This is a genomic window from Frateuria sp. GZRR35 (genome assembly GCF_051900415.1).
Classification (GTDB): Bacteria; Pseudomonadota; Gammaproteobacteria; order Xanthomonadales; family Rhodanobacteraceae; genus Frateuria_A.
The window spans coordinates 245312-263194 of sequence record NZ_JBHZGL010000002.1 but is presented as its reverse complement, the minus strand read 5'-3'; the positions used below and the strand labels follow the sequence as shown (position 1 = coordinate 263194).

Here is a 17883-nt window from a genome sequence, read left to right as displayed (position 1 = left end):
TGACTTTCGCCAGTCGGCGGGCCAGCGGCGGCTGCCTATGCTTGTCGCCATCTCCCCGCTTTGCCTTGCCGATGCGCCCATCCGACCGACGCTCGTCCCGATCCCTTGCCCTGCGCGCGCTGGCGCCGCTGGCGTTGCTGCTTGCCACGCCAGCGATGGCGGTCGACGTGGACGGACACATCGACCCGGTCGAATGGCAGGGCGCCAGGCGCATCACCGACTTCCGCAAGACCCAGCCACTCAACGGCGAGCCGGGCAGTCTGCCGACCGAGGCCTGGGTGCTGTCCACGCCCGAGGGCCTGGCCGTGGCGTTCCGTTGCATCCAGCCGCCCGGGGTGCCGCGCACGCACCAGCGCATCCGCCGCGACGAGCAGGCTCAGGTCGACCGCGTGAACCTGATGGTCGACTTCGATGGCGACGGGCGCACCGGCTACAACTTCATGGTCACCCTCACCGATGACCTCAACGATGCAGTGCTGACCAACGAGAGCCGCTTCAACACCGACTGGGACGGCAACTGGAAGCACGCCGTCAGCGAGGATGCGCAGGGCTGGTCGGTGGAGATGCTGATCCCCTGGTACATCGCGCCGATGCGCAAGGCGGTCGGCGGCGAGCGCACCATCGGGCTGTACCTGGACCGCGTGATCGGCTCGACCGGCGAGCGCGACGCCTGGCCGGTGGCGAGCTTCAACAAGCCGCGCTTCCTCTCCGATTTCACGCCGGTGACGCTGCCGGCGTACACGCAGTCGCTGTTCGCGATCACGCCGTACGCGGTGGCCATCCGCGACCAGGTGCGCGGCGACAACACCTTCGACGGCGGCGCGGACATCTTCTGGAAGCCCAACGGCCAGACCCAGTTGACCGCAACGATCAATCCGGACTTCGGCCAGGTGGAAAGCGACGACCTGGTGGTCAACTTCGGCGCGGAAGAAACCTTCTTCACCGACAAGCGTCCGTTCTTCACCGAGAACCAGGGCATCTTCGACTTCAGCATGCTGATCGACAACAGCCAGCTGATCTACACCCGCCGCGTCGGCGGGCCGTCGGATGACGGCAACGGCTCGGGAGACGTGACCGGTGCGCTCAAGCTCAACGGCAGCGTGGGCGCGACCCGCTACGGCGTGATGGCGGCGCAGGAAAGCGGCGACGCCGGGCGCACCTTCTCGGCGTTGCGGCTGATCCACGACTTCGGCTCGCAGACGCTGGGCATGGAGGCGACGCGGGTGGATCGCCCGTGGCTGGATCGCGACGCCGACGTGCTGGGCATCGACCATCGCTGGCAGCCCAACGACAAACTCACTGTCACCAGCAACGTGGTCGGCAGCGCGATCGACCAGCACGGCACCACCACGCGCGGCTACGGCGCCACGTCGGTGGTCGAGTACGAAATGAACGAGCGCTGGACCCAGGAGTGGCTGGGCATGCACTTCGACGACAGGCTCGACCTCAACGACTTCGGCTACCTGCCGCGCAACAGCCTCAACTACGTCCACTACGAGGTGCGCCGCCGCTTCGCCGACCTGCCGGCCGACTCGCGCTACGCCTCGCACGTGTGGCACTGGCGCGTGGTCGGCATGGACAACGACCACGGCCTGTCGCTGCAGCGGCAGTTCCGGGTGATCCGCGAGAGCCAGTTGCGCGACGGCGGCGAGGCCGACTGGCAGCTCAACCTCAACGCGCCTGCGCACGACGACGAACTCACCCGCGGGCACGGCGCCCTGCGTACGCCACTCAATGCCGTGCTGGACTGGGAACGTCAGAGCCCGCGCAAGGGCAACTGGGCGTGGGAATCGGAAGTGGAGTTGATGGGCAGCGACCGGGTCGGCCTGCACCGCATCGGTTATGCGGCCACCTTCCAGCCGACCTACTTCATCAACGACGCCTTCAGCGTCTTCACTGGCGTGACTTACCAGTTCAACCCCGACTGGCTGGTCTGGCAGCACGACAACCTCATCGGCAGCTTCGACAGCCATCAGGTGATGCTCGACGCGGGCGTCAACTGGAACATCGGCAGCCGCCAGGAACTGCGCGTCAAGCTGCAGGCATTGGGGCTGGACGCGCAGTTGCTGCAGGCCTACCGCGTCAATGGCGACATGCGCGCCGTGGCCGTGGACGATCCGGTCAACGATTTCAGCGTGCGCAACCTCGGCTTCCAGATCCGCTACCGCTACGAGCTGGCGCCGCTGTCGGACCTGTACGTGGTGTACGGCCGTGGTGGCTACGCGTTCGATCCGCTCTACCGCGAAGCCGGCAGCCAGTTCAGCCGCAGCTTCGATCTGCGCGACAGCGAGCAGTTGCTGGTCAAGCTGGCGTACCGCTTCGAGCTTTGATCGGCGCGGAACGGGCCACCGCATCCGGCGCCTCGCTCCCAAAGGCGCCCCCATCCGCCTGTCGGCACCTTCCCCCGCGTTTGCAGGGGAAGGCTCGGTGGCGCGGCATCAGGGACGGCGTGGAGCCGCGCGCGCTGATCCTTCCCCCGTTTGACGGGGGAAGGTGCCCGAAAGGCGGATGGGGAACGTCTTGCGGAAGACTCCCACTTTCCCCGCCTCGGTCGAACGTTGACACCACGCGCGGCATGCTGTGCGCATGACCCCCGACTTCATCGCCTCGCTGCTCGGCCATCCTGCCACGGTGCTGCCGCGGGCGTTCTACGCGCGCGATCCGCGCGTGGTCGCGCCCGAGTTGCTCAACAAGGTGCTGTTGAACGCGGACGGGCGCAGCGGGCGCATCGTCGAGACCGAGGCCTATTGCGGCGCGATCGATCCGGCCGCGCACTCGTGGCGGGGACGCACCGCGCGCAACGCCACCATGTTCGGTCCGCCCGGGTTGCTCTATGTGTACTTCACCTATGGCATGCACTGGTGTTGCAACCCCGTGTGCGGCGAGGAGGGCGAGGGCGTGGCGGTGCTGCTGCGCGCGCTGGCGCCGCTGACCGGATTGGCCGCGATGCGGGCGGCGCGGCCGAACTGCAGGCACGACCGCGATCTCTGCCGTGGGCCGGCCCGCTTGTGCCAGGCGCTGGGGATCGACGGGGCACGGGATGGTGTCGACCTGGTCGAGGGAGCCGGCGGTTTCACCGTTGTGGACGATGGCGTGCCGCCGCCGGCCGAACCGGCGGCATCGCCGCGGATCGGCATCACGCGCGCGGCCGAGGAGCCCTGGCGATGGTATGTGGCCGGCGAGCGGCATGTATCCGGCAAGCGTGGTTGACGCGCGTTTGATCCTGGCAGGCGGACGGTGGCGTCCATCCCACCGAGGAGGCCCGGCCATGCCGTACAAATCCACCCGCGATCTGCCCGAGTCCGTGCGCGACAACCTGCCGGCGCACGCGCAGGACATCTTCAAGGAGGCGTTCAACAGCGCCTGGGACGAGTATGCGGATCCGGACAAGCGCCGGGGCAAGGAATCGCAGGAAGAGGTGTCGTTCAAGGTCGCCTGGTCGGCGGTGAAGAACGAGTACGAGAAGGGCGACGACGACAAGTGGCACCGGAAGTGACACGCAGCCGATCTTTCCCCCGCGCGCGGAGGAAGGTGCCCGAAGGGCGGAGGGGGGGGGGGAGCCTTGCGGGAAACTGGCAGGCGCCGGCTTTCGTAACCCGCAGCAACCCTCCTTGCGAGCCCTCGCTCCTCGCCCTCCACCCTCTCCGCGCAGGGGAGAGGGAGCTGAAGCGTCAGGCCAGGTTGCGGGTCTTGAGGAACGCCAGCGCCTCGGCGGAAGTGACACGCACCCGTCCTTCCCCCGCGCGCGGGGGAAGGTGCCCGAAGGGCGGATGGGGGAAGCCTTGCGGGAAACTTGCAGGCGCCGGCTTTCGTAACGCGCAGCAACCCTCCTCGCGAGCCCCGGCCCCTCACCCCAACCCTCTCCGCGCAGGGGAGAGGGAGCTGAAGCGTCAGGCCAGGTTGCGGGTCTTCAGGAACGCCAGCGCCTCGGCCGCATCCTGCTCGAACCACGCCCGCGTCGATCCCAGCCGGAAGCTGTAGCCCCAGGCATCCATGTCGGCCATCAGCCGTGCGCGGCCGACGCCCGGCAATTCATCGGCGAGCAGGATCTGCAGGTAGCAGGTGGCGTCTTCTTCCTCCACCGAGTCGGTGGCGTCCGTGTGTACCTGGCTGCGCCGTTCCGGCGTCAGCATCAGCAGGTGGCAGGCCTCGTGCAGGACCGAATGCACGGGCGTGTCGTCGCGTGCGTACACGTCGGTGCCGATGAGGCCGGCTTCTTCCTCACCCCAGTAGCTGCCGGGAATAGGCTCGCCGGCGGGCACGCGATGCAGCGCCAGGCCATGGCGCGCGAGCAGGGCGGTGGGTGTCTCGAAGCCGATGTCGGCCAGGCGCAGGACGTCGGGAGTGTTCATGGGGGCGTAGGGTGGGCTTCAGCCCACCGCTGTGGTGCCGCAAGGTGGGCCGAAGCCCACCCCGCGATCAGGGCGTGCTGGCGGCCTTGCCGTCCGGCAGCGCGACGGAGAGTTCAAGCACCTCGTGCCCGCTGTCGCGCTCGACGTTGATGTTGATCGCGTCGAGGTCGACATTGACGTACTTCTTGATCACCTCGAGCAGCTCGTTGCGCATCAGCGGGAGATAGTCCGGCGCCCCGCGCGTCGAGCGTTCCTGCGCCACGATGATGCGCAGGCGTTCCTTGGCGACCGTCGCGGTGGGTTCCGGCTTGCGCTTCAGGAAATCGAGAATGCCCACATCAGCCTCCGAACACGCGCTGGAGAAAGCCCTTCTTGGCCACTTCGGTGAAACGCAGCGGGCGAGCCTCGCCGAGGATGCGCGCGACCGTGTCGCGGTAGGCCTGCCCGGCGTGGGAGTTCTCGTCCAGGATCACCGGCACGCCGGCGTTGGAGGCGGCCAGCACGTTCTCCGATTCGGGGATCACGCCGACCACGGTGATGCCGAGGATTTCCTCGACATCCTTGACGCTCAGCATCTCGCCCATGGCCACGCGCGCCGGGTTGTAGCGGGTCAGCAGCAGGTGCTGGGTGATGCCGGACTCGCCGCGCTCGGCGCGGCGGGTCTTGCTGGCGAGCAGGCCCAGGATGCGGTCCGAATCTCGCACCGACGACACTTCCGGGTTGACCACCACCACCGCGTGGTCGGCGAAGTACATCGCCAGGTGCGCGCCCTTCTCGATACCGGCGGGCGAGTCGCAGACGATGTAGTCGAAGCCGTCGTTGGAAAGATCGTCGAGCACCTTCTCGACGCCTTCCTGGGTCAGCGCGTCCTTGTCGCGGGTCTGGCTGGCGGCCAGCACGTAGAGGTTCTCGTGGCGCTTGTCCTTGATCAGCGCCTGCTTGATGGTGGCCTCGCCGTGGACGACGTTGACGAAGTCGTACACCACGCGCCGCTCGCAGCCCATGATGAGGTCCAGGTTGCGCAGGCCGACATCGAAGTCGATCACCGCAACTTTCTTGCCGGCCATCGCCAGCCCGGTGGCCAGCGAGGCGCTCGTGGTGGTCTTGCCGACGCCGCCTTTGCCAGACGTGACGACGATAATCTCAGCGCTCAAGGGCTCTTCTCCGGAAATGCTTGGGTGGGAATCGCCGGTCACAGCCGGGCGATCATCAATTTTTCACCATCGAGCCAGCATTGCACAGCCTGGCCTTCGAGGTCCTTGGGGATCTGTTCAAACACGCGGTAGTGGCCGGCGATGGCCACCAGTTCGGCACGGAAATCCGACACGAAGATGCGCGCCTTCTCGTCGCCCTGCGCACCGGCCATGGCGCGGCCGCGCAGGCCGCCGTAGACGTGGATGGAGCCGTCGGCGATCACCTCGGCGCCGTTGGCGATCGCGCCGGTGAGCACCAGGTCGCGGTCGCGCGCGTAGACCTGCTGGCCCGAGCGCACGGTGCCGTCGTGGTGCTGCGCGCCCAGCGAGGACCCGGCCGGCGGCGCGGCGTGGATCGGTTCGCGCACCGGTTCGGCCCGGGGCGCGGGTGCGGCGGCCGGCGTCGGGGCGGGCGGCGCGATGCTGCCGCCGTCGGCCGGCTCGTAGGCGGCGCGGAACTTGGCGATCAGCGGCAGGCCCATGCGCTGGGCCAGCGCCTCGGTGGCGCTGGTGCCGTAGGCCAGGCCGACCGGCAGCATGCCGGCGCTGCGCACGGCCTCGAGCAGGGCATCCACCGTGCCGTCGTCGGGCAGGTCCATCAGGTGCGAAAGGTCCAGCACCACGGCGGCGCGGGAGAACAGCTGCGGTGCCGAGCGCACGCGGCGTTCAAGCTCGTCGCAGAGGGCGGCGGCATCGACGCGGCGCACGCGCACACAGGCGATGCCGACCTGGCCGAATCGCAGGTCGCAAGCTTCAGTGGTATCCATTTTTACTGTCACGGGTGCCGCTCTCCGGCGAGACGGCGCGGCTGGGAAGTGGGGGAGAGGGAGGTGGCGGGCATAGGCAACTGGCGCTCGGCCAGCCACGGCTCGTCCGGCAGTCCGCCGTTTTCGAGCCAGGTCTCGCGCACGTAGGCGTAGCTGGGCAGGTCCTTGGCCAGCAGGCTCACCTGCGGGCCGGAATCGCCCATGCGCTGCTGGCCGACCTCCTGGAAGCCGTAGGTGCCGTGGAACAGCACGACCACGTCGTCGCGCGGTTCCAGGAACACCTCGCAGGTGAGCAGCGGCACGCGCACCTCGGCGTAGCTGGTGACGTCGCAGTACAGAATGCGGCCCAGGCCGTGCCGGCGGAACGCGTTGCCGATCACGATGCGGTCGATGTAGACGAACGACTCGTAATGGTCGGAGAACCAGCGGTAGTTCGGGCTGTCGTAGTTGCCGCCGTCGCGCAGGGCCATCAGGAAACCGGCCAGCTGGCCGTCGATCTCGGCGACACGGAAGTATTCGGCACGCTCGTAGAAGTAGCGCAGCTGCGCGGCGTCCAGGGCGAGGATGGAGCGGCCGGCGGCGTTGTTGAGCGCCAGCACGGCATCCAGGTCGTGCTCGCGCACGTCGCGGATGGCTAAGGCCATTCGTTGCTCCGCAGATAAGCAGTCAATCGGTGGGTCGCCGCAGGCGTCCCGCAAGGGCGCATTATGGCATGCGGGGGCGACACGCACACCCTGCGTGCGGCTGTAAAACCTTTGTAAAACGCGAGCCTGCGTGACCGATGGCAGGGTGACTTTCCGCGCATTGCGCGGGGCCGGCGTGGGCCTATGATGCCGGGTATGTCCTGGACCAACTTCAACCATATCCGGCTGCTGCGGCTGACCGGACTGTTCACTTACCTCTGCGTGGCGTTGCCGCTGCTGCCGGGCAGCTGGAGCCTGGCGCAAGTGAATGCGTGGTGGAGCAATCCGAACATCTCCGGCTGGATTCTTTCCTATCTGGTGTTCGGCCTGACCTATCTGCTGCTGACCGGCCGTTCGGGCATGAGCCGCCAGAGCGGCCGCGCGCAGGTGCTCAAGCTGCTGGGGCTGGTCGTGCTGACCGGCTCGGCGGTGGCGATGGGCTGGTTCAGCCAGAGCGGCCTGTCGGCCATGCTGATGCTGGTGATCGCCGTCGTCCTGCCCTGGCAGCTGCCAGTCGTGGCCGGGCTGGTCTGGATGCTGGCGCAGAACCTGATGCTGATTCCGATCATCGCCAGTTACATGGGCTGGACGATCGTGACCGCGTTTCTCCAGGTGTGCATGTACCTGGGCATCTCGGCGCTGGCGTTCTTCACCTCGATGGTCGCCAGCCAGCAGACCGAGGCGCGCGAGGCCCAGCGGCGCCTCAACTCCGAACTGCGCGCCACCCGCGCGTTGCTCGCCGAATCGACCCGCATCGCCGAGCGCATGCGCATCGCCCGCGAGCTGCACGACCTGATCGGCCACCACCTGACCGCGCTCAGCCTCAATCTCGAAGTAGCCAGCCACCTGGCCAACGACAGCGCAGGCGAGCACGTGCGCAAGGCGCAGGCCACCGCGCGGCACCTGCTTTCGGACGTGCGCGAGGCGGTCAGCGAGCTGCGCCAGGATGACGCGATCGACCTGACCCAGGCGCTGCGCAGCCTGACCGAGGGTGTGCCGGGGCTGACCGTGCGCGTGGACATGCCGCCGCGCTTCGCCGTCGAAGATCCGCGCCGCGCGCAGGTGCTGCTGCGTTGCGCGCAGGAGATCATCACCAACTGCGCCAAACACGCCGGTGCGCGCCAACTGTGGCTGACCTTCGCCTACGCCGACGCCAACCAGATCGGCCTGCACGCGCGCGACGACGGTCGCGGCGCGGCGCACTTCAAACCCGGCAACGGCCTGTCCGGCATGCGTGAGCGGCTGGCCGAATTCGGTGGAAGCGTGGCGGTCGATACCGCCGTCAGCGAGGGATTCGCGCTGACTGTCCGCCTTCCGCTGGGCGAGGCGTTGGAACTGGCCCATTCGCCTTCCCGGCTGGAGCCGCCGGCGCTGAGCATGTCGTGACGCCAGCTCGCTGCGTCCCATGCCAGAATGGTGGGCAGCGCCCGGTGCCGCGTACTCCGCAGCCATCACCGCAATCTTGAGGAACCGCGATGATTTCCGTCTGTCTCGTCGATGACCAGAACCTGGTGCGCCAGGGCGTCCGCTCGCTGCTGGACCTGGCCGAAGACATCCGCGTGGTCGCCGAATGCGCCGATGGTGCGCAGGCCGTGGCCGACATTCCGCGCATCAAGCCCGACGTGGTGCTGCTGGACCTGCGCATGCCCAACATGAGCGGGCTGGAGGTACTGCAGGCGTTGTCCGCACGCGGCGAACTGCCGCCGACCATCATCCTGACCACGTTCGACGACGACCAACTGGTGCTGCAGGGCCTGAAGGCCGGCGCGCGCGGTTATCTGCTCAAGGACGTTTCGCTGGAGCAACTGGTCGAAGCCGTGCGCACGGTCGCCGCCGGCGGCTCGCTGGTGGCGCCGATGGTCACCCAGCGCCTGCTCGCCGGGGTCGGGCGCATGCAGAACCAGTTCACCAGCCTCGAACAGCCCGATCCGCTCACCGAGCGCGAGACGGAGATCCTGCGCCTGCTGTCGGGCGGCTACTCCAACAAGGAAATCGCCAACTCGCTGAAGGTGGCCGAGGGGACGGTGAAGAACCACGTGTCCAACATCCTCTCCAAGCTCGGCGTTCGGGACCGGACCCGCGCGGTATTGAAAGCGCTGGAGCTGGGGATCGTCTGACCGCTGGGACGCTTCGATTTCGGGCCTGCAGCCTGGGTTGGGCGCGAACGGCGCAGCCATGGCATCGAAATCCGCTACTCAGGCGACAGCCCAGGCTGCCGTCGCCAGGGTCCTGGGCGGTCTGCATGAAACGTGCCCTTGCGACAAAGCTTCGGGCACTCGCCACGAAACCCCGTTCGCCCTGAGCCGAAGCTTCACGCGCCCCATGGGCGTCCTTTCGGTGGAGGCGCGCAGGCCGCCAGAAGCCCGCCCCGACAGGGTTTTCACGGCACCCAGACAGGCCCTGGTCCGCCTGATGGCGTTCCAGCCCGCGAGCAAGTACCATCCCAAGCTTCGGTATTTCGCCGACCCTCGCCGTGCCTTCCTCCGGGGTTCACCCTGTGGCGCGGAATCCGACGGGAACCTTTAGTGCTGCGCGGAAAACGCTCGGAGAACCCAGGTAATGATGCGTGTTCTTGAATTCATTGTGGCCCTGATCATCGTCGCCGTGGTCGGTGTCGTGGTAGGCGTGATCATGCCCGGCAGCGGCCATGTGGAGCGATCGCTGGTCATCGGCAAGGACATGCGGCAGGTCTACGACGTCCTCAACAACTTCCGTCGCTTCGAGGACTACGCCTCGCTGCGCCAGGAGGACCCGAAGATCCAGTTCAAGCTTTCCGGCAAGTCCTACGGTCCGGGCGCGGAAATCAGCTGGACCAGCGAGGAAGGCCGTATTGGTGACGGCAAGCTCACCATCGCCAGCGCCGATCCGGACTTCTATAAGGTCGACAACACCGTCAACGACGCCAAGATTGTCTGGAACCTGGACAACGACTGGCGCGGGCAGGACAAGCATTTCACGCTGGACCTGGAGCGCCAGGGCAGCCGCCACCAGCTGACCAAGGTGACCTGGTCCTACGACGTGGCCTACGGCTTCAACCTGGTCAACCGCTATTCGAACCTGTACATCCACGGCGATCCGGATTCGCTGATCCAGACCAGCCTGGGCAACCTGCAGAACGTGCTGGCGGCCGTGCCGAACATCGACTACGGCAACCTGGTCCCGTACATCCGTCCGACCCAGCCGACCCCGATGCTGCTGGTTTCCAGCTCGATTCCGCGCAGCGGCGGCCTGGCCGCCCTGGACGACGCCACCGCGACTGCCGTCAAGCAGATTCAGGACGCCGCCAAGAAGCTGGGCGTGAACGTGGTCGGCCCGCGCGTCATCTTCACCACCAACTTCGGCGACCAGAACTACACCTTCGACGTCGGCATGCCGATCGACGCCACCAGCCTGACCCTGGCCGGCCAGAGCCAGGAGCTGACCCCGCCGCAGCCGCCGAAGCTGGGCGAGGAAGATGAGCCGGCCGAGGCTTCCAGCGCGCCGGCCAGCGCCAGCAGCACCGCCGCTGCCAAGCCGGTGGGCCCGCAGCCGGGCGACCATGACCGCTTCGGCCGCCTGATCGTCGACAACAACGTGCGCGCCACCCTGGCCTACGGCAACCCCACCCTGATGGGCGTGTGGAACGGCACCGCTGCCGGCGTGCCGCAGACCCGCGAGATGCTCAAGGCCTACGCGCAGACCCACGGTTACAAGTTCGACGAAGTGACCAACCGCCTGTACGACATCGAAGTGCAGCCGGAGGTGAAGGACAAGGACGGCAACATCACCACGTACGCCAAGTACGAGGTCTACCTGCCGCTGCTGGGCGACAACGTGCCTGAGCAGACGCCGGAGCAGGCCGCCGGCATCCCGCAGCCGACTCTGGAGCCGGCGCCGGCCGCCAGCGCTTCGGCGCCTGCCGCCGCCAGCTCTGCCCCCGCTGCAAGCTCGACCGCTGCTCCGGCCGAGGCTGCCAGCGCCGAGTAAGCACCAGGCGCTTTGCTCCATCGAACATTCTGCCCGCCTCGCGCGGGCAGGATTTTTTTTGGTCCACGGCAATAGTCGCCGCCCATCCGACTGCGCCCTGCCACCGAAGGCGCCTGTTTGACGATGGTCGTCAACTTTCCGAACCGCGCGGAAGGACACAGCGCTCCCACATCCCGCATGGCAGCCTGCGCGACGCAGGGGATGCAGGGCCGCCTGGAGGCGGCCATTCGGGAGGGAGTGAACGCATGTCGCATCACCATCACGCGGCCCGCAAGGGGCGCGCAGGGTCCGTTGTACCGCGCACGGGCGTGGCCGTTCTCGCACTGGGCCTGTGCCTGCCCGCGCTGGGCCAGTCGGTGCCGCAGGACGCAACCAAAGACAACGCCAAAGTCACCGAACTGGACAGCATTCAGGTCATCGGTTCGCGTGCCAAGGACCGCACGGCCGCCGAGGCGGTGGCACCGGTCGATGTCATCAGCGCCGAGCAACTGCAGAACGCCGGCGTGGTTGAAGTGGGGCAGGCATTGCAGATGCTCGAGCCGAGCTTCAACTTCTCCCGCACCTTCGTCAGCGACGGCACCGACATCCTCCGTCCTGCCACGTTGCGCGGCCTGGGTCCCGACCAGGTGCTCGTCCTGGTCAACGGCAAGCGCCGTCACCAGCAGGCGCTGGTCAACGTGCAGCAGACGGTCGGCCGTGGCTCGGCCGGCACCGACATCAATGCCATCCCGATCTCGGCGATCGAGCGCATCGAAGTGCTGCGCGACGGCGCGGCGGCGCAGTACGGCTCCGACGCGATCTCCGGCGTGATCAACATCGTCCTGAAGAAGCAGACCGGCCACACCAGCGTCTCGCTCGAAGGCGGGCAGACCTACCAGGGCGACGGCCTGATGCGCCAGGGCAGCGTCAACACCGGCCTCAAACTCGGCCGCGACGGCTACCTCGACCTCACCCTGGAATACCGCAAGCGCGACGCGACCAACCGCGCAGGCGTGGACACGTTGCGCGTGGATCCACCGCGTGTGACCCAACGCCTGGGCGATGCCGACGCCAAGGACGCCTACTTCTGGCTCAACGGCGGCCTGCCCGTCGCCGGCGGCGAGTTGTACTGGTTCGGTGGCGTGTCCAAGCGCGACGGCAGCTCCTACGGCTTCTTCCGGCCGGCGGGCGACAACCGCACGGTACCGGCGCTCTATCCGGACGGTTTCCTGCCCAACATCGTCACCACGGTGAAGGACGCCTCCCTCGCCGTCGGCTTCCGCCACCCGCTCGGCGACTGGGACATGGACGTGTCGGTCAACCGCGGGCGCAATAACTTCGGCTTCCACGAGGCCGATTCGGTCAACGTGAGCTGGTGGTACGAACCGGCACCGGGCGGCGGCATCTACGCGCAATCGCCGACCGAGGCCGATACTGGCAAGCTCAAGCTCACCGAAACCACCTTCAACCTGGACTTCCGCGGCCCGGTCGACTGGGGCGTGGGCGCCAATGCGCTGGACCTCGCCACCGGCTTGGAGTGGCGCAAGGACGAGTACGCGATCACCCCCGGCGACCCGGTCACCTACACCTACGGGCGTACCAACGACCGCTCCATCCCGATCTTCGGCCAGACCGGCGACATCGCGCAGCCCGGCATGCAGGGCTTTCCCGGCTTCTCGCCCACCGAGGCGGTGAACGATGGCCGCCACAACTGGGCGTTCTACCTCGATGCCGAATCGCAGCTCACCGAGCGCCTGCTGCTCGGCGCGGCGGCGCGCTACGAGAAGTATTCGGACTTCGGCAGCACCACCACCGGCAAGTTCTCGGTCCGCTTCGACGCGACCGACAGCTTCGCCGTGCGCGGCACGCTCGCCACCGGCTTCCGCGCGCCGGGCGTGCAGCAGATGTTCTACAGCCAGCGCTCGACGAATCTCGATCCGAGCGGCGTGCTGGTCGACACGCTGACCGCGCGCCAGGACAGCCCGGTCACCCGCGCCTTCGGCATCCAGCCGCTGAAGGAGGAGACCTCGCGCAGCGGCACGCTGGGCATCGTCTACAAGCCGATGGGCGACTTCACGCTGACCGCCGACGTCTATCGCATCGACATCGACGACCGCATCATCTTCTCCAGCAACATCGTGCCCGAGTCCGTCGGCACGGACGGCCAAGCGTGTGCGCCCGGCAACGGCAACTGCCCGATCAGGGCGATCCTCGATCCGCTGGGCGTGGGCCAGGTGCTGTTCTTCACCAACGCCATCGACACCCGCACCGAGGGTGCCGACGTGGTGGCGCAGAAGGGCTATGCCTTCGACGGCGGCAGCAGCCTCGACCTCACCGCGCTGCTCAGCTACAACCGCACCGAGGTGACCGGGCGCAAGTCGCAGTCGGCCATCCTGCCGCCGGAGAAGCTGTTCGACGACACCCAGGTCACCCTGGTCGAGGAAGGCCAGCCGCGCGTGCACCACATCCTGCAGGGCGTGTACCGCACCGGCGCCTGGGACTTCACGTTGCGTGGCAACTACTTCGGTCCGGTCAGCGGGCAGGGCTTCACGCCCGGCATCAAGCAAACCTGGGGCGGCAAGTGGCTGGCCGACGTGGCGCTGGGCTACCGCTTTTCCGACGCGGCCAAGTTCACGGTGGGCGCTGACAACGTGTTCGACACCTACCCGGACAAGTGGGATCCGCAGACCGGCGCGCCGTTCCCGCAACTGGGCTTCACCTATGGCTGGGAAACCATGCCGTTCGGCATGAATGGCGGGTTCTATTACGCGCGGCTGGATTTTCGGTTCTAGGCGGAAGCGCCCCCATCCGCCCTTCGGGCACCTTCCCCCGCGTTCGCGGGGGAAGGATCGATGCCAGCCAGTGAGCGCTTCCCCAAATTCGCGGGGATGGACGAAGATGAGCCTTCCCCCGCGCGCGGGGGAAGGTGCCGAAGGCGGATGGGGGCGACCTGCCGCAGCCCCGCACCGGTGCGCTAGAGTGACGGGCCAGTCCAAGCCCCGCATCGCATGATCGAAGCCGACCGACTCACCCGCTGCTATGGCCGCCTCACCGCGGTGGACGCGTTGTCCATCCGCGCCGAGCCTGGCCAGGTGCTGGGCCTGCTCGGTCCCAACGGCGCCGGCAAGTCCACCGCGATGCGCATGATCGCCGGCTTCCTGGCGCCGACTTCCGGCACCGCGCGGGTCTGCGGACACGACGTGCAGCGCGAGCCGCTGAAGGCCAAGCGCGCGCTCGGCTACCTGCCCGAGGGCGCGCCAAGCTACGGCGAGATGACCGTGCGCGAGTTCCTCACCTTCATCCTGCGCGTGCGTGCATTGCCGGCGGAGGCGGGCTTCCGCCGCTTCGACGAGGTGGTCACGCACCTACAACTGGAAGACGTCCTGGACCAGTGCATCGACACGCTGTCCAAGGGCCTGCGCCGGCGCGTCGGCCTGGCGCAGGCGATCCTGCACGACCCGCCGGTGCTGATGCTGGACGAACCCACCGACGGCCTGGACCCGAACCAGAAGCACGCCGTGCGGCGGCTGATCGATTCGATGGCGCGCGAGCGCACGATCCTCATTTCGACGCATCTGCTGGAGGAGGTCCATGCGCTCTGCAACCGCGTGGTGATCATCGCCCGCGGCAAGCTGCTGGCCGACGCCACGCCGGCCGAGCTGGAGGCGCGCTCGCGCTATCACGGCGCGGTGTCCTTCAGCGCACCCGGCAGCGGCGTCTCGCAGGAAATGCTCGGTCGCCTGCCACAGGTGGCTGCGATCGAGGTGGACCCGCTGGACGGGCGCATCACCGTGTTCCCCAAGCCCGGCGCACGCATCCTGGAGCCCGTCGAGGACCTGCTGCGCCAGCAGGGCCTGGAAGTGTCGGAAATCCAGCTCGAGCGCGGCCGGCTGGATGAAGTCTTCCGTCAGATCACGATGGGGGAGGGCGCCTGATGCACCCGGTCGCCGCCATCATGCGCCGCGAGCTGCGCAGCTATTTCGTCACTCCGGTGGCCTACGTCTTCCTGGTGATCTTCCTGGTGCTGGCCGGCCTGCTCACCTTTTACGCGGGCGACTTCTACGAGCGCGGGCTGGCTGACCTGCAGCCGTTCTTCGTGATGCACCCGTGGCTGTACCTGATCCTGGCGCCGGCGCTGTCGATGCGCATGTGGGCGGAGGAGTCCAAGTCCGGCACGCTGGAGCTGCTGCTGACGCTGCCGGTGACGCTGGTGCAGTCGATGCTGGGCAAGTTCCTCGCCGCCTGGCTGTTCCTCGGGCTCGCGCTGGCGCTGACGTTCCCGATCTGGATCACCGTCAACTACCTGGGCGATCCGGACAACGGCGTGATCTTCGCCGGTTACCTGGGCAGCTGGCTGATGGCCGGCGCGTTCCTGGCGATCGGCGCCTGTCTGTCCACGCTCACCCGCAGCCAGGTGGTCGCCTTCATCCTCACCGCGCTGGTGTGCGTGCTCTTGATCCTGGTCGGCCAGCCGCAGGTACTGGACTTCTTCCAGGGCGCGCTGCCGCGCAAGCTGGTCAATGGCGTGGCGCACCTGTCGATCCTCCGTCACTTCGAGGCGATCGCGCGCGGTGTGCTCGACGTGCGCGACCTGATGTACTTCCTGCTCACCATCTTCGCCTGGCTCACCGCCGGCGTGCTGGTGCTCGACCTGAAGCGGAACCGCTGACATGCGTCGCCTGCACATCGGTCGCCGCACCTGGCTGGTCACCGCGCTGGTCGCACTGACGCTCGCCTTCATCGGCATCACCCTGGCCAGCAGCCGCGGCCTGCAGGCCGCACGCGTCGACCTGACCGCCGATCACCTGTACACGCTTACGCCAGGGACCCAGCACATCATCGACGGCCTGCGCCGGCCGTTGAAGCTCACCCTGTATTTTTCGGAGCACGCCACTCGCGATCTGCCGCAGCTGCGCAGCTACGAACAACGGGTACGCGAGATGCTGCAGGAGATGGTCGCCCGCTCGCGTGGCCGCATCCGTCTGGCCGTGATCGATCCGGTGCCGTATTCGGACGACGAGGCCAGCGCCGAAGGCGGCGGCCTGACCCCGATCAACGGCGGCAGCAACGGCGAGCGGGTGTTCTTCGGTCTGGTGGGCAATACGGTGGCTGGCGGCGAAGGGGAGAGCGAGGAGCGCAGCCTGTCGATCCCGTTCTTCGACCCGGCGCGCGAGACCTTCCTCGAATACGACATCGCCAAATTGCTGTACGAGCTGGACCAGCCCAGCAAGCCGCACATCGGCCTGATCAGTTCGCTGCAGCTGGCCGGCAACGCGGCGATCGGCGAGCCGCCGTGGGCGGTCGTGCAGCAGCTGGAGCAACTGTTTGAAGTCAGGACGCTGGACGCCGACACGCTCACCCGCGTGGGCGATGACATCCAGGTGCTGCTGCTGGTGCATCCCAAGCGGCTGCCGGATGCCGCTGTCTACGCGCTGGACCAGTACGTGCTGCGGGGCGGGCACCTGGTGGTGTTCGTCGACCCGGACGCGGAGCTCGACACCACGCCCTACGTGGACAGCAATGGCGTCACCGACGACCACAACTCCGACCTGCCGCGACTGTTCGCCGCCTGGGGCGTGACGTTCGATGCGCACTCGGTGGTGCTGGACCGCTCGCGCGCGCTGCAGATCGAATTGGCCGGCACCAACCTCAACCACCCGGCGATGCTGGGCCTGGGACCGCAGGAGCTCAACCACAACGACGTGGTGACCGCCAGCCTGCAGCGCATCAACGTGTCCACCGCCGGCAGCTTCGACCTCGCGCCGACCGCGCAGACGCGCCTGCTGCCCCTGATCCAGAGCAGCGCCGAGGCCGAGAAGGTACCTGCGCAGCGCGTGCTGGAGGCCGCCAGCGATCCTACCCTGCTGCTGCAGGGCTACCAGCCGGACAACCAGCACTACGTGATCGCAGCGCGCCTGCGCGGGACCTTCCACAGTGCCTTCCCGCAGCGTGCGGGCACTCCGGGCTACCTGGCCGAGTCCAAGCCCGATTCGGAAGTGGTGCTGGTGGCCGATACCGACATCCTCAGCGACCGGCTCTGGGTGGAGATGCAGAGCTTCCTGGGCCAGCCGATGCTCTCGGCCTTTGCCAACAACGGCGATTTCGTCACCAACCTGGCCGACAACCTGAGCGGCTCCTCGGCGCTGCTTTCCATCCGTGGACGCTCGGCTTCGCAGCGCCCGTTCACCCGCGTGCGGGCGTTGCAGGCGGCGGCCGACCAGAAGTTCCTGGTAAAGAAGCAGGAGCTGGAGCGGGAACTGGCCGAGACGCGGCAGCGGCTGGACGAGCTGCAGAAGAACGGGCGCTCCAGCGCGGCCAGCGCGCAGCAGAAGAGCGAGATCGAGCAGTTCCAGCAGCGGCGGCTGGCGATCAACAAGGAGCTGCGCGATGTGCAGCACCAGCTCAATGCGGAGATCGATGCGTTGGGGTTGCGGTTGAAGGTGATCAACATCGTGCTGGTGCCGGCGCTGGTGACGCTGATCGGGCTTTTGTACGGTTGGCGGCGTCTTCGGCAGAGTCGCTCGCGGCCGGGTTAGGGCGCGGTCGCTCTCGATCGAGAGCAAGAGCTTCCGGACGCCTTCGGCGCCCGAGTCACTTTCTCTTGCTGGCCCAAGAAAAAGTACCCAAAGAGAAGGGCACCCCGATGGCGCGCCCTTCGGGTTCGCGTGCGGGCGGCGGGGTTTTTCGACGGGGCTCGAAGCCTCGACGAAAAGCTGGCCGGCGTCCTGTCGGCCACCCTGCGGGCTGATCCGCTACCCGCCCGCCGCGCCATAGGGACCCGGAAGAGCAGCGCGCTTCCTGCGCGCACTTTTCAGAAGAGCCAGGGCCAGAGCGAAAGGCCGGAGCGAAAGGCCGGAGCGAAAGCATGGACTTGCGGTGAACCGGCTCCCTCTCCCCTCCGGGGAGAGGGTTGGGGTGAGGGGCCGGGGTTCGCCTCGAGCTT

15 protein-coding genes are annotated in these 17883 nt (G+C 67.7%); 10 read left to right on the top strand and 5 right to left on the bottom strand.

The genetic code is table 11. The features are described from left to right. Positions 1-71: 71 nt before the first annotated feature. The 3 genes from ACFWZ3_RS03785 to chaB all read left to right on the top strand — a co-directional run bounded on the left by ACFWZ3_RS03785 (position 72) and on the right by chaB (position 3496). Positions 72-2330, top strand: a complete 2259-nt coding sequence (locus ACFWZ3_RS03785; RefSeq protein ID WP_439706449.1) for a DUF5916 domain-containing protein — start codon at positions 72-74, stop codon at positions 2328-2330. A 256-nt stretch (positions 2331-2586) separates the two neighbouring features. Further along, positions 2587-3210 (top strand): DNA-3-methyladenine glycosylase, encoded by a 624-nt coding sequence (locus ACFWZ3_RS03780; protein WP_439706448.1) that lies wholly within the window; start codon positions 2587-2589, stop codon positions 3208-3210. Positions 3211-3268: 58 nt separating this feature from the next. Next, positions 3269-3496 (top strand): putative cation transport regulator ChaB, encoded by a 228-nt coding sequence (gene chaB, locus ACFWZ3_RS03775; protein ID WP_439706447.1) that lies wholly within the window; start codon positions 3269-3271, stop codon positions 3494-3496. 394 nt (positions 3497-3890) lie between these two features. On the opposite strand, the gene ACFWZ3_RS03770 is transcribed toward chaB, so the two are convergent. The 5 genes from ACFWZ3_RS03770 to ACFWZ3_RS03750 all read right to left on the bottom strand — a co-directional run bounded on the left by ACFWZ3_RS03770 (position 3891) and on the right by ACFWZ3_RS03750 (position 6956). Next, entirely contained in the window at positions 3891-4352 is a 462-nt protein-coding gene (locus ACFWZ3_RS03770) for a hypothetical protein (RefSeq protein ID WP_439706446.1), read from the bottom strand. A 67-nt stretch (positions 4353-4419) separates the two neighbouring features. Further along, the gene (gene minE, locus ACFWZ3_RS03765) at positions 4420-4689 is read right to left on the bottom strand and encodes a cell division topological specificity factor MinE (RefSeq protein ID WP_209614422.1); all 270 of its coding nucleotides are present in this window, start codon (positions 4687-4689) and stop codon (positions 4420-4422) included. Position 4690: 1 nt separating this feature from the next. Continuing rightward, complete coding sequence (gene minD, locus ACFWZ3_RS03760; RefSeq protein ID WP_439706445.1) at positions 4691-5506, bottom strand: septum site-determining protein MinD; 816 nt, start codon at positions 5504-5506, stop codon at positions 4691-4693. A 38-nt stretch (positions 5507-5544) separates the two neighbouring features. Further along, a complete protein-coding gene (gene minC, locus ACFWZ3_RS03755) occupies positions 5545-6312 on the bottom strand; it encodes a septum site-determining protein MinC (protein WP_439706444.1) in 768 nt (255 codons plus the stop codon). Between the two features lie 8 nt (positions 6313-6320). Then, entirely contained in the window at positions 6321-6956 is a 636-nt protein-coding gene (locus tag ACFWZ3_RS03750; protein WP_439706443.1) for a GNAT family N-acetyltransferase, read from the bottom strand. A gap of 195 nt (positions 6957-7151) precedes the next feature. On the opposite strand from ACFWZ3_RS03750, the gene ACFWZ3_RS03745 reads away from it, so the two are divergent. From ACFWZ3_RS03745 to ACFWZ3_RS03715, 7 genes are all read left to right on the top strand, one after another. After that, positions 7152-8381, top strand: coding sequence for a sensor histidine kinase (locus tag ACFWZ3_RS03745; RefSeq protein WP_209614425.1), 1230 nt, complete (start codon positions 7152-7154; stop codon positions 8379-8381). An 89-nt stretch (positions 8382-8470) separates the two neighbouring features. Next, positions 8471-9112 carry a response regulator gene (locus ACFWZ3_RS03740; protein WP_091333901.1) on the top strand — a complete coding sequence of 214 codons (642 nt, stop codon included), beginning with the start codon at positions 8471-8473 and terminating at the stop codon, positions 9110-9112. Between the two features lie 442 nt (positions 9113-9554). Continuing rightward, positions 9555-10961 (top strand): polyketide cyclase, encoded by a 1407-nt coding sequence (locus tag ACFWZ3_RS03735; protein WP_439706442.1) that lies wholly within the window; start codon positions 9555-9557, stop codon positions 10959-10961. 308 nt (positions 10962-11269) lie between these two features. Continuing rightward, positions 11270-13732, top strand: coding sequence for a TonB-dependent receptor plug domain-containing protein (locus tag ACFWZ3_RS03730; protein ID WP_439706441.1), 2463 nt, complete (start codon positions 11270-11272; stop codon positions 13730-13732). 216 nt (positions 13733-13948) lie between these two features. Beyond that, positions 13949-14875 carry an ATP-binding cassette domain-containing protein gene (locus ACFWZ3_RS03725; protein WP_439706440.1) on the top strand — a complete coding sequence of 309 codons (927 nt, stop codon included), beginning with the start codon at positions 13949-13951 and terminating at the stop codon, positions 14873-14875. Next, positions 14875-15609 (top strand): ABC transporter permease subunit, encoded by a 735-nt coding sequence (locus ACFWZ3_RS03720; protein WP_439706439.1) that lies wholly within the window; start codon positions 14875-14877, stop codon positions 15607-15609. Before ACFWZ3_RS03725 ends, ACFWZ3_RS03720 begins: the two co-directional genes overlap by 1 nt. 1 nt (position 15610) lies before the next feature. Continuing rightward, the gene (locus ACFWZ3_RS03715; RefSeq protein WP_439706438.1) at positions 15611-17476 is read left to right on the top strand and encodes a Gldg family protein; all 1866 of its coding nucleotides are present in this window, start codon (positions 15611-15613) and stop codon (positions 17474-17476) included. Positions 17477-17883: the final 407 nt, after the last annotated feature.